Raw genomic sequence first — 19,441 nt, 5'->3', positions numbered from 1 at the left:
GTATTAGCGCACATGCCCTTAACCGAACGTTAACCCCACACTGTCACCCTGACACCGGAAGGGTCTCGGAACTATACAAATAAGAGTGTATTAGCGCACATGCCCTTAACCGAACGTTAACCCCACACTGTCACCCTGACACCGGAAGGGTCTCGGAACTATACAAATAAGAGTGTATAGGCGTACAGTTCCTGCACCTTCGGTGCAGGATGACATAGTGGGTGGGTGGGAAACCGTACAGATTCTTCACGAATCGTTCAGAATTGGAAATGAATTCAGCAGGGATTTTCAGAAAAATATTTCACCCACACTGTGGGTTTTCCGATCAACGATCCGATTTTCTACAAAGATGTCACCCCTTCCAGGGGTTCCCAATATATAAACAACCATTCTTCCGGAGGAAGCTCTTTAGCCCTCGGCTCATTTCCAGTGGCGGAAAAATGGATAGAATGCCGTCGACTTGTGCGATGGGATTGGCCTTGGAATGCTTTCAATAGATCATCCCATTAAAAGGGATGATCTATTGAAAGATATTCCCGACAACAAGGCATTCTATCCATGTGCGGGAGCCCGTGCGAAAAGCCACCTTAAATGGGCCGAAGCGTTTACGGATTCGAGTTGTTTTTGGTATCCCTGAGCTCCTTCGTCGGTTTGGTACTTTTGCGCTTCAAAAGTAACGAAGAGAATTGGTATCCCTGAGCTCCTTCGTCGGTTTGGTTACTTTTGGGCTTCAAAAGTAACGAAGATTAAATTTTCGCATGCAGCTGCAAAAAACGTGAATATTCGACAATTTCAAAGAACAACCGACATACAGGGCCGTATACAAGAAACTAGTACTAGATAATGATTAGAGCACCTAGATTTCTTGCACACCACTAGCTTGAGTTGCAATTTAAAATTTTAATCCAAAAGAAAAACAATACTCAATATTATGTTTTCTATAAGAAAACAGGTGATCATTAATATTCCCTTCTTTTCCTATTTCGAGCAACATCACCCGGATGTATTCCAAAAAATTCTTTATAGGCGTATGTAAAATTGGAAGGCTTTTGATAACCAACTTGTATAGCAATTTCTTTCAACAATAAATTCTTTTGGGTAAGAAGTTCATGCGCTTTTTGCATTCTAATCCGTTGCGTATAGGCATGAATGGTACTGTGGAAAGTTTTCTTAAAATTGGTCTTGAGCTTTGTCTCGTTCAGACCAACCATCCCTGCTAGGTCCTTTATGGTTGGTGGTTGGATATATTGATCCTCCAAAATGTTTTTCGCTTCTTCTATTTTTTCAATATCCGCATCATGCATGGCCGGTCTTGCCGACTGTTCTGAATGCAAGCTGGCTTGCTGCTCTAATTGTAGCATCAGCAATTCAGCAATCTTTATTTCGAGACATAGGCGATGAAATGAACCCTTTCGACTACAGTTTCGAACCTTATCGATAATCTGTTTCATGTCAAGGCCCATTAAAGCAAACTCAGGGGACAAACTAATTCTATGCCCTTCTTTGACAGCTTTTACCAGCCTATCTTGACTATCATAGTCTTGTGGCATAATCCGAAGGCAGAACTCTTGAGAAAGCAGGATAATAAAGGAATTGACACTCAAAACAGGCTCAATGAGGAGCTTTAGATTTCTCGAGTTGAAAACCTCGAAATTGTGCTTTCCTCTTTGTAACTTTATTCCAGAATCGTGATTCACGCCGCTCTCCACGATCCTTGCATCTCCGTCGAGATGAAATAGCATGGCAACTACGCTATTGTGAAAAGACACATTTAAAGCAGCTCGCTGAGAAAATTGCGAATGGATATCAATGAGAATCAATCCATCGGTATGAAAGACCCTAAACTGGCCATCGGATATCTCCCCATCCCCCAGAGAAAGTTCTTTCAGGTCTGAGCCCAAGTTGTAACCATCAGTTACAGCAAAGCTTGCTTTCTCAGCCATTTTTCGATTGTTGAATATCAATTCCATCTTCAATCATGCTTATAAAATACTTCCTTTTTGGGCATTTTTACTTCCTTTTTGGGCATTCAAAAAATATCACAATGGATAACTTTACAAAGATAATTTTTATTTAGTATAAATCTAAATACTATCGCTTGTAATTCAATAAATTACAGCAAGACTAAGAATATTCAGCATGATTTAAAGCGTAATATGCCCTCATTCAAAAGCTGTTAATCACTTATCGTAAATTCAATAGCAAAATGTCAATAGAAGAAAAATTAAATGAAAAGCAAGGACACTGGATCCTTGCGAAGGTAGGTAAAAAGGTCCTTCGTCCCGGAGGTCGTGAACTTACAAAAATACTGATGGACAATATGGACATCAATTCCTCAGATGATGTAGTAGAGTTTGCCCCTGGCTTGGGCTTCACCGCATCGATTGCCTGTGCAAAAAAACCAAACAGTTATATTGGAGTAGACAACAACCTGCAGGCTGCCGAACTAGCTCGCAAAAACGTCAAATACGACAAAGTGAAATTTATTATCGCTGATGCCTCCGAAACCAGCCTTCCCTCTTGCCATGCTACAAAGGTTTACGGTGAAGCCATGTTGACCATGCAGCCCCAAGAACATAAAAAAGCGATCATCAAAGAAGCTGCAAGACTCTTGAAACCTGGTGGTTATTATGGCATTCACGAATTGGGACTGCAACCAGAGGATATTAGCGAAGAAATAAAACAGAGCGTTTACAAGGATTTGAGCTCCAACATTAGGGTCCACGCCCGTCCATTGACCATATCAGAATGGAGCCAACTATTAGAGGATGAAGGATTTGAAATTGTAAAGGTAGAAAGCAATGCCATGGCACTGTTGGAATTTTCTCGAGTCCTAGCCGACGAAGGTTTTTTCCGTACTATAAAAATCATTTACAACGTGATAACCCATGCTGATTTAAGAAAACGCATTTTACAGATGCGCAAAACATTCAAAAAGCATAAGAATGATATCAACGCCGTTGCCATTGTTGCCCGTAAAAAGATGTAGAAATGATGATTACTGGATAAAATGGTTTAAATTAATAGGAATTGAAAAAAAGAAAAACATAACATTATATGGCAACAATAGAAACAGGTTTTGTTTTTTCACTAAAGGAAAGAATAGAATATTCAAAAAACAGTGTGGTAAGCCAACAGGTTATCAAAAGTAAGGCTGGCAATATTACCCTATTCGCATTTGACAAAGACGAACAACTCAGCGAACATTCCGCTCCCTTTGATGCTGCACTACAGGTTCTGGACGGCGAAGCCCTGATCCATATCGCCCGTCAACCCCATGTGGTCAAAGAAGGCGAAATGATCATCCTGCCAGCCAATATCCCCCACGAAGTCTATGCAACAACGGCATTCAAAATGATGTTGACCATGATCAAGGGCTAGGGAAAGAAGAAGAGGGAATTTAGAAATACTGGTACCTAAAAAGGTTCTTAACCATTATCTCCTATCACTTAGTGATAGATGATAAAATGATAACTATCGTCCTGCGCTTTCTGAAAACCAAAAAATGATTCGATTTGATGGTCCTTAACCAGGACGTAGATTGGTGGATAATCCTCAAAGGACAATTTATAGATATCTTGATACCGTATTGGGTCAAATCTCAAAAACTTTGCCTTATCTTCTTCCTTGAACTCTTCATATCCAATCAACTTAATATTATCGTTGAGTATGTTTACCTTAAATGCAGCAACAAAGGATTCATGAGTTCCCTTTTGAAAATATTCCACGGAATTGACTGCATCCTGATAGTTGGAATCTACATAAACCACATACTTATCGACGATTTCATCTGACCATTTTTGACCTTCAAATATTTCCTTATAGAAAGTTTTGATGAGTTGTTTGGCTGAATTGGTTTCTTGGGAAAAGGAAGGTGAATGGAGCATGAAAACCATGGTTAGTGCTGTGATAAGTGCTTTCATAATTTGTTTTTTAATAAAAAAAGGGAAATAGTATAATAAAAACAATTTATAAGTATTAATATTTCGGGAAGTCTTAAAGATTAGAAAAAATGGACCTGCCCCCTTTCCATTGAGATATGCTCATAGAAAACCGATCTCTTTTTTTTAGGTTGTAAGAATATGAAAGCAAGCTATAGTAATAAAATCTGTAATGTTCAATTATAATTTGACGCACCTAATAACAATAATAATAACATATAAAAACCATTTTAGTTAGCTCATCTAGTTTCTTCTTTTAAAACAATATCACAAACGAAGCACAAATTTTGCACCTTAGATTATGGTCCAATCGAATTCGATCAATCCTTTATTTAAGAATAACTTGTAAGTGGGTGTTTCCTTTATTTTTGTTAAGGCAAATATTTAATGTCAACTCCTCTGTCGTGCATATGCAGAACGCAATTATCAACCTGCCCATTTTTCAAATGTATTGTTAGCCCATAGTCTGAAAAAGATGCACCCATGGAATCATGTCCATAGCCTCTCAATACAATTCTGTCATTGTTGCTTTCAATAATTCGCATCTGTTTCGGAGCCATTTGGATATTGTTTTGCCAAAGAGGATGGTTGCCATTTAGGTTATAAAGTGTTACTGTCAGTCCTTCACCACCATGAATATTTGGTTCTACTTTAACCGCTCGTGCGGCACCGTTATGTGGTCCTGAAACATGTCTCCCATTTTCATAACGAAGGTGGTCTGAAGACTTAAATACAAAATCTAATTCTATCATTATTTTTTAGTTTTTAAATGAATTTTCAATGGGTTCGGAATATTCAATTCTGAAATAATGATTTTCAAAACTGATAAGAATGTGAGTATAGTATTTTCCCCTTTGTTTTACAATTGAGACATCAAACATAGAACCGGGTAAAGTTGCATGAGCAATCTCCAATTCATGTTCAGGCTTAGCTGTATAGTCCCATTCTGAAAGAAGTAAATTCCTGTGATAGTCAATTATTCCATGTTGTTCAAAACGCTCCACTTTATTGAAGTTGAACCAGGTTAAAATCCCTCTACCAATAGAAGGCATCCAAATTATTTCTGATGGAAACTCATCTTCGGCCTCGTAGTAATCAAATTCATCAATTTGAATTTCTTCGCTCCCATACCTTCGTTTAAAAATTTTCGTTTTATTAAACTGGATATGAAACTCACCGCCATTTCCAATTTCTTTTATTGTTGTTGCCATGAATATGAATGTTATGAATAAAATTCTACTAAGGTATTGGGATCATGAATTGTATATGTGACTTTTGTCAATACACCATGTTTGTAAAAAAGCGATGAAATGTCTGGATTGTTCCTTTCAATTTTATTTGTGGTATTGAAAATATCTTTACTCCACATTATTCTATCTCCATTTGTAGAAATCTCACCAAATGAAAATTGCTTTTTGATATGATTGTTGATCATAGCATCATCAATAGTAACATTGAGAATATCACTATCTACTTTGGCAACAATCTGTCCATTGGAGTTACCTGAATAAATGCAAGCACCCGCCTGCCAAACTTCAAATCTATGGTAGTTGAAATTAAATGCTTGACGGGTTATCCGTCCTGACATTTCCTTAATATTACTTGGAAATCTGTCCCAATTATCGCTCATGTTTTTAATTTTTATTTTTCATGCCTACTCTCTTCGGTTTTCAGCTTCGCCGCTATAGTATTCACATTAAATAAGGAGAGGCTATATATTGTTAATCTCACTCAAATACTAAAGTAATTCACTTAACTATATCGCTCACAAATATCTCAACTTGAACACTATTTCAAATTATGAAAATTTTTTATTATTAGAAAATACAAGCGCACAGAAAATTAAAAATTATTTTTAAAAACATTATTTAATTTATTTCAATAGTGAATTAGAAAGATATTAATACAGGAAAATAAATATGGTTATAAATACCTAGAAACAGACTTCCACAAAATGTTCATTGGTAGGAACGAAGAATCTTGGAGCCATTCAGAAAATGATAACAGAACCATAAATAAAACAACATCATTGGCGAACAGGTCCTTGATCTTCGATCAAAGATGACAAGGAAGTGTTGAGACATTTACGTACAGATTCTTAACTGATCGTTCAGAATTGGATATTCCTTAGAGAGATTCAGAGCTCTGCGAAGAATCTATTTTTGTTATTTTTAGGATATGCTGTAATTCCGCAATCGTAAGATGAGAAAACTATTTCAAATGTTTGTGGATAGTTCCGAGACCCTTCGGGGGTGCCCAGGGTTACACAAAATAGTTGTAGAAAAATATTTCACCCACGCTGTGGGTTATCCGTTTTGCAATCCAATTTTTCTACAAAGATTTCACCCCTTCCAGGGGTTTTCAGTGCGTTGTTTTATAATATCAGATCACAAGCCACGGATTTGCGAGAATGGCAGATAACAAGCGAGAACATTCAATTTGCACTAACTTGAGCAACAGCTTTTTTTATATTTACCAATAAAAAAAAGGAAATAAAAAAGGCTGTTACGGATAAATTTGCACAATCCTTCTATATTTCCCTTAACGCGCCATTTCGCAAACCGCTGTTAGGTGAATGTCTTATTATTTTCAATTTTGTAGATTAGTCCAATATTGGATTCATCAAAATCAAATTCATTTACGAATTGTAAGCCTATTTTTTCTAATACTTTTATCGACGCAATATTATTTTTCATGGCCCTTCCTATAATTGTTTTTAGATTCAGTTTTTCGAATCCATATTCAACACAAGCTTTTGCACTTTCTGTAGCATAACCTTTGTTCCACTTTTCTTCAAAAAATCTAAAGCCAATATCTGTTTCGTTTTTTCCCTTATCATATTTAAGACCGCACCAGCCTAAAAATTCTTCGTTTTCCTTTTCAATTACCGCCCATCTTCCAAAACCATTCAATTCATAATCTTCATAATTTAATAAGAATTGTTTTGCTTCTTCGATATTTTTAAATGCAGGATTTCCTGTATACCGTATAACGTTTGGATTTAGATTCAAGTTATAGAAATCCTCGGAATCTTGAATATTAAGTTCTCGCAAATAAAGACGATCTGTTTCTAAAATTATTTTCATTGGAGTGTATGGAAAGGTTTTCACATTAGGGTTTAAGGCTTGGCGAAAGCGGAATTTTAGCACAAAAGTTCAATTGAAATCCTAAAGTTGAACCTTGTACAAATGCTCAGTCGAAGCACTTTAGTCCTGCTGTTGCAAACCGCTTGTTGTACATAGTTTTTATTATTCGTTTAATATTATATCCCGCAATTTTTCAAGTTGTGAGTCAGTGTGCCAAAGAACCTGGTTTATATCTCGTTCAATTCTGATATCAGGTTCAGTCCCATATCCGTCTAAAGTTTTTCCGTTATTTTGGAATGAAACCATTGTACTGATTTTTCCAAACAATTTTGAATTAGGTAAATCAAACCACTCACTATTTCCGCTTGAACCATCGGTTGTGTTGCCTACAATTTTAATATTTTCAATTCCTTTGAAAACGGACACAAAGACAGAGGCAGCACTAAAAGTCTTTTCGTTGGCTAATATATAGACGGGTTTATTGTAGTAAAAAGATTTCTTTGCTAACTTTTGTCCATTTAATAACCCAAAATAATAATTGCTATATTTTTTGTTGTCCAATTCATAAATTGGGTTAAAGGTTTTCAAAAATTCCGTTACAACTTTCTGTTCTCTTTTATCCAATTCAGAAAAAGAATACAAAAACCGATTGTGTAAGGTCTTTTTATAATCTTCCGGCAATGGGATTGGTCCTCTTTGTTTCGTGATATTTACGACATAAACCGAATCGGGGTGTACTAAATATTTTGCAAATTCATACAGCAAATCACGTGTTCCACCACTGTTGGCTCTTACATCAATTATCAAGGCCTCACTATCATTTTGAATAGATTTCATAAATGAATTGACTTTATCAAAAAGAAGAGGGGCTTCATCTTTATTGACCATTTCGGGAATCTTGATATATGCAATGTTGTCCTTTATGCTAAATAGGTTTTCAATAATTTCAGGTTTGTTGTAATCTTCATCTTTTATGAAAAGATAATCTACTTCAAATTTTTCGTCCCAAGGACGAAGCCTTTTTGACTTGTCAACTATCGAAACAGCCATAACAGTGTCTTTTTTAAAAGTAGGATTCGAAAGTGTCAATTTGATTTTTTTGGGTAATGATTTCTCAAGAAGTATATAGTTTTTCTGAATGTCCCGAATATCTCTTACCGCTAATGTGAAATAAGTTTCTTTGGGTGCTTTTATATCCTCTGGGCGTATTTTTTTCAGAAAATTATTTATATCCATACCGTCGATTTTCTTGACGTAAGGAAATTTTGAATTGAGTAATGCTAACTCTCTATTTTGATTATAATTCAAAACTAAAACTTTGTTATTTATTGGTGCGTAAGCGAACGGCAGAAAGAAATCTTCATTTAAATCATAGCCTCTTATTGTTGATAATGAAGAATGTCTATCGCCAATTTTTGCCAAAGTGTTCGTGACAAAAAGTCCAAAATTTTCAAGACGTGTAGAATCTTTTACCATTTTCAAATAATTTTGAAAGTCGACATTAAAGTCATAACCGTTTAGATAAGCATAAGAAGATTTCTCATTAAGGATCTTTCTCAAAAATTCAATGTCTTCAACTACCTGTTTTTTTGTCAGCCACTTATTTTGTGCATTAGAAAAGATGGAACAAAGATTAAATATTGTAATAATCAGGATTTTTAGATTCATTAGTGGGGTCTGTATATAATTGCGTTCATCTACCTTTTTGACGAAATAATGTTACACTAAATAATCTCTATAAGCGAACTTCGTTAATCAAGTTCTTAAATATAGTATTTTTCTGAATATCAGCTCGATATCATTATCAATTATTATGGATAGGGAAAGAATTTTATCAGTTTTGAAGAGCGTATGCGCCTACAAAGTTAAGCTGCTAGTACAATAAAATCTTAAAAGGAATACATAACGATATTTTTGAAAGAAATGCATGGATATAAAAAACTCTCTCTTATCCCTATCTCAAGTATAGAAGCTTTTCTCAACAAGAAAGTTATTGATGACAAAATCAGTTCATCCTATCAGCGATCATTAGTTGGGGCAATAAAAAAATATACCTCTTATTGCTAGATCAACCACTCCATTTGGATTACTTATTACCTACGCGTAGTGAAACTAAATTACCCAAATTCTTTTCAAAAGAAGAGGTGCGTAGACTTTTTGATAGTACTGATAATATCAAACCCAAAGCGATGTTGATGACATTCTATAGCTGTGGCTTACGTTTGAGTGAACTGTTGAATCTCAAAATTAAAGATGTACTTTCTACCGATTAGATTGTTAGAATCAATCAAAGCAAAGGGAACAAAGACAATATAGTATCTTTGCCAGATAAGCTTCATGATGTTTTACGTGAGTATTATCAAGTTATAAGCCCACAGATTCTTCACAAATCATTCATAATTGGAAAATAATTCAGAAGGGATTTTCAGAAAAATATTTCACCCACATTGTGAGTTATCCGATTAACAATCCGTTTTTCTACAAAGATTTCATCCCCGTTGGGGGTTCCTAATTTATTCAAACAACAATCCTTCCGAAGGAAGTCATTTAGCATCCGGCTCATTTCCAGTGGCGGGAAAATGGATAGAATGCCGATGCCCTGCGCGATGGGATTGGCCTTGGAATGCTTTCAGAAGAACATCCCATTAAAAGGGATGATCTTCTGAAAGATATTCCCGACAACAAGGCATTCTATTCATGTGTGTGGACCCGTGCGAAAAGCCACCTTAAATGGGCCGAAGGTTTTTGGTTACTTTTGGGCTCCAAAAGTAACGAAGAACAACGGTGGCAGGATGGCTTCAGCCCCGCACACCCCAAACACTCCCCTGAAGCTCCTTCGGATCGAACCACGGTTCGAATCTGCCACACCCGGACACAAAAAAAGCCCGACCTAAGTCGAGCTTTTTTTAGTCGGGGTGGCAGGACGAATCTGCGCACACTCAAATATCTATATGTCAATATGTTGACTTTCTTTAAAAAGAACTACTCACCGTTTAACTCACATATAATTTGTGATTCGATGTTGCAAATTTAACCATTTAATTTGATTGAGCAATACAATTTGGTGATTTTTGATTTAAACCTCAAAATCACTAAAGCGATTTTTCTGGCTCATTTTTTCAAATAAAAAGATTAACAAGGTTCAAAGTTATATAATAAAGCAATCAGACTTAAAGTCTCTTTATATCCGTTAAATTTGCGTTTACTAAAGGGGCTTTTCAAAGTCATTTCATACTGAATATTTATAAAATAATCTCCACAGTTGGGTGAGATTTATGGCAAAAATCTTCCCACAGGTGGGGTGAACTTGGGTAAAGGTATCACTTAATATAATGATGTTTGTGTATTATTTAGGGATAAACTGAATTTGAAATTCGGTATTGATCACAAAAATTATGGGCTATGCAGCATTCTTTACACACCATTATTTTAGAGATACATAATAAGGAAGATAAGATTTTATCACAGAGCAAAAGGTTGATTGATGAGGCTTATGAAATGACCTTGTATCTACAAGACCTGTTATTTGAGGTCAAGAAATATATTGCTAAAAAGGGCTTTCAAAATGATGGGGAAGAAATAAAATTCTTCCGAACCATCAAACCCCAAATACTTGGAAAACTCATCTACTACAATAAAATTTACCGGATTGAAACGACCTGTCCGGTCAGCAACGGCAAAATGTATTACAGTTACTTTTCGACTCAATTAGCCAATCTTAAAAGAGAGTACATTGAGCATATCTGCAATTCAGATTTTTATAGGTACTATCGTTCGGGGCGTACGGACCGTGACGACACCTATTTCAAAAGAGGCAACATAAATTACCACGACGGTCTGAACAGTATCGTCTTTGAAATTGATCCCGAATTTTCTACTTTCTACGATTACAAGACCGCAAGGATTATCGCCAACGAATTGCTTTATACCTATCTGCTGACGAAAATCAATCCAGATGAAAATCCCGATGCTATTTTACAAAAGCCGGAAAACGCCAAAGATATTTTTTGGACAGAAAGCAAAAACGCACTTGTCGAATTGATATATGCCCTGTATGCTTCGGCAGCAGTTTCGCACGGTAAAACCGGTGTCCGAAAAATCAGTTTGATGTTCCAGATACTTTTTGGCATTACGCTCGGTGACCTGCACCACGCATTCCACAGAATGAAAACCCGAAGCGGTTCCCGAACGGCATTCTTGGACCAGCTTAAAACTTCATTGGAAGAATATATGGATAAAGACCTTTAACCCAATGCAGGTCTTTTGTTCAGGGCAGTGCATTGTTGTGTACTGCTTTTTTGTTTATACCATAAGCCAATGTATGTCAATTGGCAAATGATGGTATAAACCATCTCCTAAATACTCGAAATTCTTTTTAAGCCCTACCAAACAAGGGTTTCTCCCAATTGCAAAAATTTTCAAAAAACAGCCAAACCAATTGGCAGGGCTTGGCTGATAAACACTGCCACGCTTCCCAATTTTGCATGGTGAACATTAAAACTTATCGACTATGAATATTGACAGAATGGAATTTATAGCGTGGATGGAACGCATCATGGACAGGTTTGATATGTTGGGCGACAATATTGACGATTTAAAAAAGAAACGCAATAGCATAGACGGAGAAGAACTGCTCGATAACCAGGACCTGCTGCAAATGTTGAAAATCAGTAACCGTTCCCTGCAACGCTACCGCTCCATAGGTAAACTACCTTACTATACCATTAGCGGAAAACTGTATTACAAGCTATCCGATGTGCACCAGTTTATCAGGGAGAGTTTTAACAAGTAAAACGCCAATGCGTGCCAAATACTGCCTTTGACTGCCACTTCGGGCGATGCAGTAACTGCTTCATTTACTTTCGGCAATAAAACTTTAAACTTTTCAGATTATGAGTGAAGAAAAAGAAACAGAAAACCAACAGGTTGCTTCCGAACAGTTATCGGATATACTTTTAGTGCTGGATAAAGAAAAAATGAAAATCCAAGCTGTAAAAAGTATTGACAAAAGCGGAAAAATGGAAACGGTTGACCCTACGAAGAAGAACCAAAGCGAGTTCATGCGGGTGGATAAACACGGTGATTTCGTGACCAATTTCCTTTCCAATTTTTGGAGGCAGTTAAAAGACCCTACCAAATTTGCTCTTTTCAAAGTTTCGGCTGACGAAGCCGTAGAGAAAGCAAAAGAATTTCAGAATCAGATAAACAATCCAACTGCCGAAGGCAAAAAGAAAATGGAAAAGCATGAAGTGAAAAATGAACCCGAACAAGAGCAAAAACAAGAAAATAAAAATGATATGGCAAAAACAGAGACAACCCCGGAAACAAGCGAGTACCGCTTCCAGCCGGAACAGATTGATTGGGAAACAATGAACAATCTCGGATTAAGCAAGGAATACCTTGAGAAAAAGAACCTCCTTGACCCACTATTGAGGGGTTACAAGACCAATGAGCTTGTACCTATAAGCGTTAATCTTGGCGGTGCGGTCGTCCGTACAGATGCCCGCTTGTCTTTACAGTCCACCCCGGAGGGGGACGTTGTGGCAGCGGTACACGGTATCAGGCGTGAACCCAACTTAAACTTTGAGTTTTTCGGACACAAGTTCTCGGACGAGGACAAACAGAACTTACGTCAAACAGGCAATATGGGGCGTGTGGTCGATCTGATAAACTCCAAAACAGGCGAATTGATGCCGTCCATCATTAGTGTGGACCGGCTTACCAATGAGCTGATTGCTTTGAAAACAGATTTCATCAAAATCCCCGATGAGGTTAAAGGTATAAAACTAAATGACGAACAAAAACAAACCTTAGTGGAGGGCAAACCCCTGTTCATTGAGGGAATGATTTCTACAAAAGGTACTCCCTTTGATGCAAACGTACAGTTCAATGCGGATAAACGGTATGTGGAATTTCTGTTTGACCGAAGCAACAATAACAGGCAAACCCAAAACAGCCAACAGGACAATCAGCAAAGCAGGTCGCAGGAAGCCCCGAAAACCTTTAGGGGAAAGGAACTGGAGGATGAACAATACAACAAGTTCAAAGACGGTCAAACAGTTTACATTCCGAATTTGGTCGATAAGAAAGGGCAAACTTATAACGGCTATATCACATTCAACAAGGAAACAGGAAAAACCAACTTTGAGTTTCCCAACCAATACAAGGAACGGATAAAACCTACAGAAGCCCACAAAACGCAGATTGCCGTCAATTCCGAGGGCAAGACCAACGAAGCGACCAAGAATATCAAAGAGCCTCTACAGAAAGGGCAGCAAAGACCGAAAAACGAAAAGCAACAGGAGCAACAGAACAAACCCAAAGCACCTGCAAAATCAAAGGGTAGGAAAGTGAGTTAGGTATGAAAACAATTATCGCAGAAAAACCAAGCGTAGCAAGGGAAATAGCCGGCTTGTTGGGTGTTTCCGAAAAAAAGGACGGTTATCTAACGGGCAATGGCTATTTCGTTACGTGGGCATTCGGACACCTTATCGGTTTGGGAATGCCCGAAGATTATGGGATTTCGGGATTTGACAAGGCTTCCTTGCCGATACTCCCGAATCCGTTTATTTTGACTGTTCGTAAGGTCAAAAAAGACAAAGGTTATACAGCCGATACTGGAGCATTAAAGCAACTGAAAGTCATCAAGGAGCTATTCCATAAAAGCAACAGTATTATCGTAGCTACCGATGCAGGTCGTGAGGGTGAACTTATCTTTCGGTACATTTATGAATATCTGAAATGCCGTAAGCCCTTTCAGCGGCTTTGGATAAGCTCGCTTACTGAAAAAGCAATCAAGCAAGGGTTTGACAGCCTGAAAGACGGTAAAGAATTTGACGGCTTATTTCAGGCTGCACAAGGCAGAAGCCGTGCCGATTGGCTGATCGGCATCAATGCGACACAGGCATTGAGTATAGCCGCTGGCAACGGCATTTATTCGCTGGGCAGGGTGCAAACACCTACATTGGCTTTGATTTGTAAACGCTATCTGGAAAATAAAAATTTCGCTATTAAAAAGTATTGGCAAATTCAGCTATTGCACCGCAAAGAGGATATTGATTTTAAGAGTATCTCAAAAACCAAATGGAACGAACAAAAGCTTGCGGAAGATACATTACGACTGGTCCAAAGACACGGAACCGCAACGGTCATATCTGTGGAAAACAAAAACACCACGGAGCAACCCCCCTTGCTTTTTGATCTCACAGGCTTGCAAAAAGAAGCCAATAAAAAGCTGAACCTGTCGGCAGAGCAAACACTCAATATTGCCCAGAACCTTTATGAAAAGAAATTTATTACCTATCCACGTACCGGAAGCAAATATATACCCGAAGATATGTGGAGTGAGATACCTAATCTTGTAAGAGCGTTACAGGACAATGATAACTTTAAGCAAGCTATTTCTAAATTAAAATGGGGTCGCTTCAATAAACGTGTCGTGAATGACCTGCGTGTAACAGACCACCACGGAATACTCATCACGGACAAAGTGCCGTCTGCACTCAATGCCGACGAAACAAAGGTTTATGATATGATTGCCTTTCGACTGCTCGAAGCTATCTCTCAGCCTTGCATTAAAGAAATAACGGATATAGCATTGGAAGTATCACACTACGATTTTATGCTAAAAGGCTGTAAAGTTTTGGAAGCGGGCTGGCGTTCGATCAAAGGAACATTTTCGGACGAAGATAACGAACCCATACAAGATCTACCCGAACTGAAAACGGGCGATGAGTTGAAAATAAAAGAAGCCTCCGTTTTGGAAAAGACAACCAAACCGCCTGTGCTTTATACAGAAGCCGGACTATTGTCGGCAATGGAAAACGCAGGCAAAGAAATCGAAAGCGAGGAAGAACGGAAAGTCCTGCAAAACATCGGTATAGGTACCCCAGCGACACGGGCGGCAATAATTGAAACGCTGTTTACCCGTAGTTATATCCAACGGGAAAGGAAATCCTTGATCCCGACCGAAAAAGGATTACTGGTATATAGATTAGTGAAAGACAAAAAAATTTCGGACGTAATGATGACTGCCGAATGGGAACTGGCTTTACAGAAAATCGAAATCAACGAAGTAGATGCAAGCGTATTTCTAAGCGAAATGGAAACCTATGCGAAATCCATTACCGAAGAACTGCTACAAACTTCCATCGCCAGTATAAACCTGCCGAAACTTACCTGTCCGAAATGCAAAAATCAGCAACTTATTATCCGTGATAAGATTGCCAAATGTCCTGACGAAAGCTGTAAATGGATACAGTTTAGAAATGTTTGCGGTGTGCAGATTGGCATAGCCGACATAACAAGCCTTGTCAATAATGGTAAAACTTCACTTATCAAAGGAATGAAAAGCAAAGCCGGAAAGAAATTCGATGCTTATATCGTATTGGATGATGAATGCAAAACAACCTTTGAGTTTGATAATAAAAAAGCTAAAAAAAAATGACCGATATTATCATATCCCAAAAAGAAATTGCTCCGCTTATCCACACCATTAGGGGTAAACAGGTCATTCTCGACAATGATTTAGCAATGCTCTATCAGGTAGAAACAAAAGGGTTAAACAGGGTTGTAAAGCGAAACAACAACCGCTTTCCCGAAACTTTTTGCTTTCAACTTACCGAACACGAAGCAAAATCTTTGAAGTGCCAATTTGGTACTTCAAACGTTGGACGGGGCGGTCGTCGTACGCTACCCTTTGCATTTTGTGAGCAAGGAGTGGCAATGATGTCCGCATTGTTGCGGAGTGAAGTAGCTGTACAGGTAAGCATTGAGATAATGAATGCGTTTGTAGAAATGCGGAAAATGCTTATCAGCAACGCTTCGCTGTTTCATCGTCTGGACAATATAGAACTGAAACAATTACAAGCCGACCAAAAATTTGAGGAAATCTTTAAGGCTTTGGAAAGCGACAAGCTCCACAGCGAAAAAGGTATTTTCTACAACGGACAGGTTTTTGATGCCTATACATTTGTTTCCGATATTGTCCGAAGTGCAGAAAGTTCCATCATCCTGCTTGATAATTACGTGGACGATACGGTATTGACCTTATTGGGCAAACGCAATGACAATGTAACCGCAACTATTTACACCAAAAGCATCAGCAATCAGCTACGGTTGGACTTGCAACGTTACAACAGCCAATATCCCCCGATTGAGATTAAGACGTTCTCCGATGTGCACGACCGCTTTTTAATCATCGACCAAACAGAACTGTACCATATCGGAGCATCGCTCAAAGATTTGGGTAAAAAGTGGTTTGCTTTTTCGAAAATGGATATAGAAGTCGGCAGAATGCTTCAACTCTTGAATAAATAAGGTTAATTATCCTACTGTAATACCATCATAAAAATATTCAATAATATATTTTTCAAAAGAATCTATAAAATCAAAAGATTTGATATTTTCCTTTCCAATTTCGTGAAATTTATCAATTACATTATGTATATTCAGATGGTCATCCATAAAGTTAATTATTTGATTCTGATAAAGTTTTCTTGAAATCATTCTTGGAAGTCCATATTCTTCAAGTTGATAAACAACAGATGGTAAAAAGGCGTGAGATACTTTGGATACAAAGGGGGAAACGTCAGTTCCATTATCAAGAATCTCTCTTTGCAAGATATTAATATCACTAATTAGTGATGATAAGTTGAACGCAGCTATTCTTTCAAGTTTAAAAAATTGTTCAATATCTATATCAAATTCATCTAATTCGTCCAACAATTCAGGAATTGTACTTCCCCAATTTTCGACTAATACCTTTACGAACTCTACAAATTTTTTATGTTGAAGACCATAAGCTCCGTCACCCCATTCACCTGGTTGTAAGCTGATGATTTTCCATAGTAGTCTATCCCAAGATTCAGGGTCATCCGAGTTTAGGTATGAAAGTCCATTCCAATCTTCAGGATTTGCTTTCATTTGTCTTGCTGTTTCTTTTATGAAATCAGAGTTATTTGATTGGAAAATATTTTCTTTCAATAGTCTATCATAAGTTTCCTTTCCTAAAATTTCATACATTTCACCTTTGAATGTTATTATTTTTGAAATCTGTTCATTATTTAAACTTGAACTATAAATATCTTCATCCAAATCACCTAAAATAGTATCTGGAAATGGAATATCGAGTTGAGTTGCATTATCTTGAGGAGGAGCTTCGAGCAAATATATTTTCCCTATAAAATATTTAAACATTCTTCCACTTCTGCCGATAATATTTTTATAGGTAAAACTATCTAAAATACTATTGCTTCCACTTTTACGATTTCTCCAAATAACAACATTTTCAGCAGATGTATTAACTCCCTCAATTATTGAAGAGGTTGAAATAATATTATTTAGCCCATCTTGTTCTTCAAATAACTTGACTTGTATTTGACTAATTGAACGATGTAGCTGTCCGTTATGAATTCCAACACCTCTTTTTACAAGATTGGTTAATTTCCAGTTTGCTCCATAGTTAGTGGTAAGCCAATTAGCAAAATCAATTAATAATGGTTTTTCAGAAATAGGAAGCCGTTCATTTAAAAGATTTGAAACTTTATCAATTTGAGGATATGAAGCTGCATATATCAGAGATTTTGTTTTTGTTTCTTCGAGAATGTTTAGTAGAATTTCTCCTTTTTGGAGTTCTTTTTCAATTTTGTCCCCTGCAATTTCTTTGTACTTTTCAAATATATCCAGATAAACCGTGTTGAATCCTAATTTATCTTCGAACTCCATATCTTGCGTAAATACATTGTCTCCTATTGAAGTAATATTCGGAGCAAGAAAATACTTTTGCTTTGATTTATGTCCAAGTTTGATGATTGCTTTTAACAACGAAGGAGACCTTGATTTGTCGTAATCGGAACTTGCCTTATAAAATTCATCTATTATTAAAATATCAATACTGTCAATCTTATTGATATAATTCATTGCTCTTTCTTGAGGAAATATAAAAATGTTTCTTTCCGCCAATTCTACCTCAGTCGTTGTAATTATCTTGTATTTATGGGCAAATTTCTTGTATAAACGCCTACGGGTTTCATCTGTCAGTGCTATAGTTGGTACAATAATCACTACATTATCAGGGTCTTTAATGGAAATAAAAGCATCAATTACAAAACTTTTCCCAAAACTGGTAGGTGCACTTACCGCAATATTCTCTCCATTAACTAATCTTTTTAATAATGAAGATTGCTCTCTGTGTAGCGTTGACTGTTTTCCTCCTGTATCAACTTTAAAGATTTCATAAACAAATCTGTCTTCCCAATTAGCCGTTTCTGCTTTTAAATATGGATATAATCCCGTATGACGAATCAAGTGATTTACCAATGGAGAATATTCAACATTGTTTCTTTCGTGATAATCAAGAAGTTTAATTAATTCATTCCTTGCCTGAACTTCTTGATTTGAGTTCAAGAGGTCGTTTATTATGTGGCAAGATTCAAATATTTCCATAGGTCAAGAGTTTTTATAAAAGTCTGCAATAGAAATAAATCTATCTACAATTGTCTTTTTTAACGGTACAGGAAAAAGAACTAAATGAAATTTAATTTCAGAATAATGTGGTATAGCCCCCAGCTTATTTATTTGTTTAGAAAAAAATGCTTCAGCCCTGTTTTTGTGATAATTTATCATTTCAATTTTATAGTCATCAGAAAGAGATGTTTGCTTTTGTGTTATTTCACATTCGTGTAAAAGCAATATTGGAATATGTAACTTTGGCTTTATAAGGTCGATAGATTCTCTTGGAGAAAGAGAGGTTTTTATTTCATTTCTTAATTTTTCGTCACCAATTAATGAATCAATATCAGATACATTTGTGATAATACTATTTTCCTTTTTTAATTTATCCGTTAATAGTGAGTTTTCTACAGATGTGATTATTTCAGCGAGTCTGGCATCTTCTATGCTATTATAAAATTTAGCTTCACCAAACCATATAGAAAAATCATTACCATTTTCAATAATTATATGCACACTGTCAGCACCTTTAGCGTTGTCTTGGGCATTCTGTTTATAAAATATTTTAGGAACGACTGGCAATGCCTTGAAATGATGTTTCATTATAGCATAAAGAATAATTTCTGCAATCTCACTTCCTTTACTAATATCGCCTGATTTATCGGAAAGTCTCAAGTTTTTTGCAGCATAAGTCAATAAAGAATGGTGATTATTAACCAGACTTTCTCTCTCTTTATGAGATAAAGAAGTTTCGGCTATATTATCCCATATAAAATTCTGAAAATGATTGTATCTCCATTCTTTATCCTCAAAGTTATTTATCATACTAATCACACTCTTGTTCTCTACAGGAGTTAAACTCTTGTCGAAACAAAAGTCTGTAAAAGGGTTGTTTATTAATATTTCAAAATTCATCTTATCTGCCTATAGGTTAGGAATAATTATTACCCATTTCTATAGGTA

At 36.7% G+C, this 19,441-nt stretch carries 17 protein-coding genes; 8 read left to right on the top strand and 9 right to left on the bottom strand.

Annotated elements, in window-relative coordinates; translation table 11 throughout:
- Positions 1-959: 959 nt before the first annotated feature.
- Positions 960-1,943 (bottom strand): AraC family transcriptional regulator, encoded by a 984-nt coding sequence (locus tag RT138_RS15705; RefSeq protein WP_313191418.1) that lies wholly within the window; start codon positions 1,941-1,943, stop codon positions 960-962.
- 263 nt (positions 1,944-2,206) lie between these two features.
- Here RT138_RS15705 and RT138_RS15700 point away from each other — a divergent pair, with 263 nt between their 5' ends.
- Together RT138_RS15700 and RT138_RS15695 are read left to right on the top strand one after the other, a co-directional pair.
- Positions 2,207-2,989 (top strand): class I SAM-dependent methyltransferase, encoded by a 783-nt coding sequence (locus tag RT138_RS15700; RefSeq protein WP_313191417.1) that lies wholly within the window; start codon positions 2,207-2,209, stop codon positions 2,987-2,989.
- 68 nt (positions 2,990-3,057) lie between these two features.
- Complete coding sequence (locus RT138_RS15695; RefSeq protein ID WP_313191416.1) at positions 3,058-3,381, top strand: cupin domain-containing protein; 324 nt, start codon at positions 3,058-3,060, stop codon at positions 3,379-3,381.
- Between the two features lie 68 nt (positions 3,382-3,449).
- On the opposite strand, the gene RT138_RS15690 is transcribed toward RT138_RS15695, so the two are convergent.
- From RT138_RS15690 to RT138_RS15665, 6 genes are all read right to left on the bottom strand, one after another.
- Positions 3,450-3,923, bottom strand: a complete 474-nt coding sequence (locus RT138_RS15690) for a hypothetical protein (RefSeq protein ID WP_313191415.1) — start codon at positions 3,921-3,923, stop codon at positions 3,450-3,452.
- Between the two features lie 389 nt (positions 3,924-4,312).
- Positions 4,313-4,693 carry a hypothetical protein gene (locus tag RT138_RS15685; protein ID WP_313191414.1) on the bottom strand — a complete coding sequence of 127 codons (381 nt, stop codon included), beginning with the start codon at positions 4,691-4,693 and terminating at the stop codon, positions 4,313-4,315.
- Between the two features lie 6 nt (positions 4,694-4,699).
- On the bottom strand, positions 4,700-5,152 hold the full coding sequence (locus RT138_RS15680) for a hypothetical protein (protein WP_313191413.1): 453 nt from the start codon (positions 5,150-5,152) through the stop codon (positions 4,700-4,702).
- Positions 5,153-5,163: 11 nt separating this feature from the next.
- Positions 5,164-5,571 carry a hypothetical protein gene (locus tag RT138_RS15675; protein WP_313191412.1) on the bottom strand — a complete coding sequence of 136 codons (408 nt, stop codon included), beginning with the start codon at positions 5,569-5,571 and terminating at the stop codon, positions 5,164-5,166.
- 937 nt (positions 5,572-6,508) lie between these two features.
- The gene (locus RT138_RS15670; RefSeq protein WP_313191411.1) at positions 6,509-7,027 is read right to left on the bottom strand and encodes a GNAT family N-acetyltransferase; all 519 of its coding nucleotides are present in this window, start codon (positions 7,025-7,027) and stop codon (positions 6,509-6,511) included.
- 162 nt (positions 7,028-7,189) lie between these two features.
- Entirely contained in the window at positions 7,190-8,695 is a 1,506-nt protein-coding gene (locus tag RT138_RS15665) for a S41 family peptidase (RefSeq protein ID WP_313191410.1), read from the bottom strand.
- A gap of 392 nt (positions 8,696-9,087) precedes the next feature.
- On the opposite strand from RT138_RS15665, the gene RT138_RS15660 reads away from it, so the two are divergent.
- The 6 genes from RT138_RS15660 (at position 9,088) to RT138_RS15635 (ending at position 16,345) form a co-directional block, all read left to right on the top strand.
- On the top strand, positions 9,088-9,300 hold the full coding sequence (locus RT138_RS15660; RefSeq protein WP_313191409.1) for a tyrosine-type recombinase/integrase: 213 nt from the start codon (positions 9,088-9,090) through the stop codon (positions 9,298-9,300).
- Positions 9,301-10,429: 1,129 nt separating this feature from the next.
- Positions 10,430-11,275 carry an RteC domain-containing protein gene (locus RT138_RS15655; protein ID WP_002993297.1) on the top strand — a complete coding sequence of 282 codons (846 nt, stop codon included), beginning with the start codon at positions 10,430-10,432 and terminating at the stop codon, positions 11,273-11,275.
- Positions 11,276-11,537: 262 nt separating this feature from the next.
- Positions 11,538-11,819 carry a helix-turn-helix domain-containing protein gene (locus RT138_RS15650; RefSeq protein WP_002993296.1) on the top strand — a complete coding sequence of 94 codons (282 nt, stop codon included), beginning with the start codon at positions 11,538-11,540 and terminating at the stop codon, positions 11,817-11,819.
- 100 nt (positions 11,820-11,919) lie between these two features.
- The gene (locus RT138_RS15645) at positions 11,920-13,386 is read left to right on the top strand and encodes a DUF3945 domain-containing protein (RefSeq protein WP_185213547.1); all 1,467 of its coding nucleotides are present in this window, start codon (positions 11,920-11,922) and stop codon (positions 13,384-13,386) included.
- Between the two features lie 2 nt (positions 13,387-13,388).
- A complete protein-coding gene (locus RT138_RS15640; RefSeq protein ID WP_091097008.1) occupies positions 13,389-15,473 on the top strand; it encodes a type IA DNA topoisomerase in 2,085 nt (694 codons plus the stop codon).
- Positions 15,470-16,345, top strand: a complete 876-nt coding sequence (locus tag RT138_RS15635) for an ORF6N domain-containing protein (RefSeq protein WP_091097010.1) — start codon at positions 15,470-15,472, stop codon at positions 16,343-16,345. The genes RT138_RS15640 and RT138_RS15635 overlap by 4 nt, the downstream gene beginning before the upstream one ends.
- Before the next feature lie 6 nt (positions 16,346-16,351).
- Here the strand turns inward: RT138_RS15635 and RT138_RS15630 are convergent, their stop codons facing one another.
- Together RT138_RS15630 and RT138_RS15625 are read right to left on the bottom strand one after the other, a co-directional pair.
- Positions 16,352-18,472 (bottom strand): DEAD/DEAH box helicase, encoded by a 2,121-nt coding sequence (locus RT138_RS15630; protein WP_091097012.1) that lies wholly within the window; start codon positions 18,470-18,472, stop codon positions 16,352-16,354.
- A 3-nt stretch (positions 18,473-18,475) separates the two neighbouring features.
- Entirely contained in the window at positions 18,476-19,393 is a 918-nt protein-coding gene (locus RT138_RS15625; protein WP_091097014.1) for a DUF1837 domain-containing protein, read from the bottom strand.
- Between the last annotated feature and the right edge of the window lie 48 nt (positions 19,394-19,441).

Origin of the sequence: Sphingobacterium sp., assembly GCF_032065005.1 — a bacterium.
In the GTDB taxonomy this organism is placed as follows: Bacteria; Bacteroidota; Bacteroidia; order Sphingobacteriales; family Sphingobacteriaceae; genus Sphingobacterium.
The sequence above is the reverse complement of the archived record's forward strand: the minus strand, read 5'-3'. Positions and strand labels throughout refer to the sequence as shown.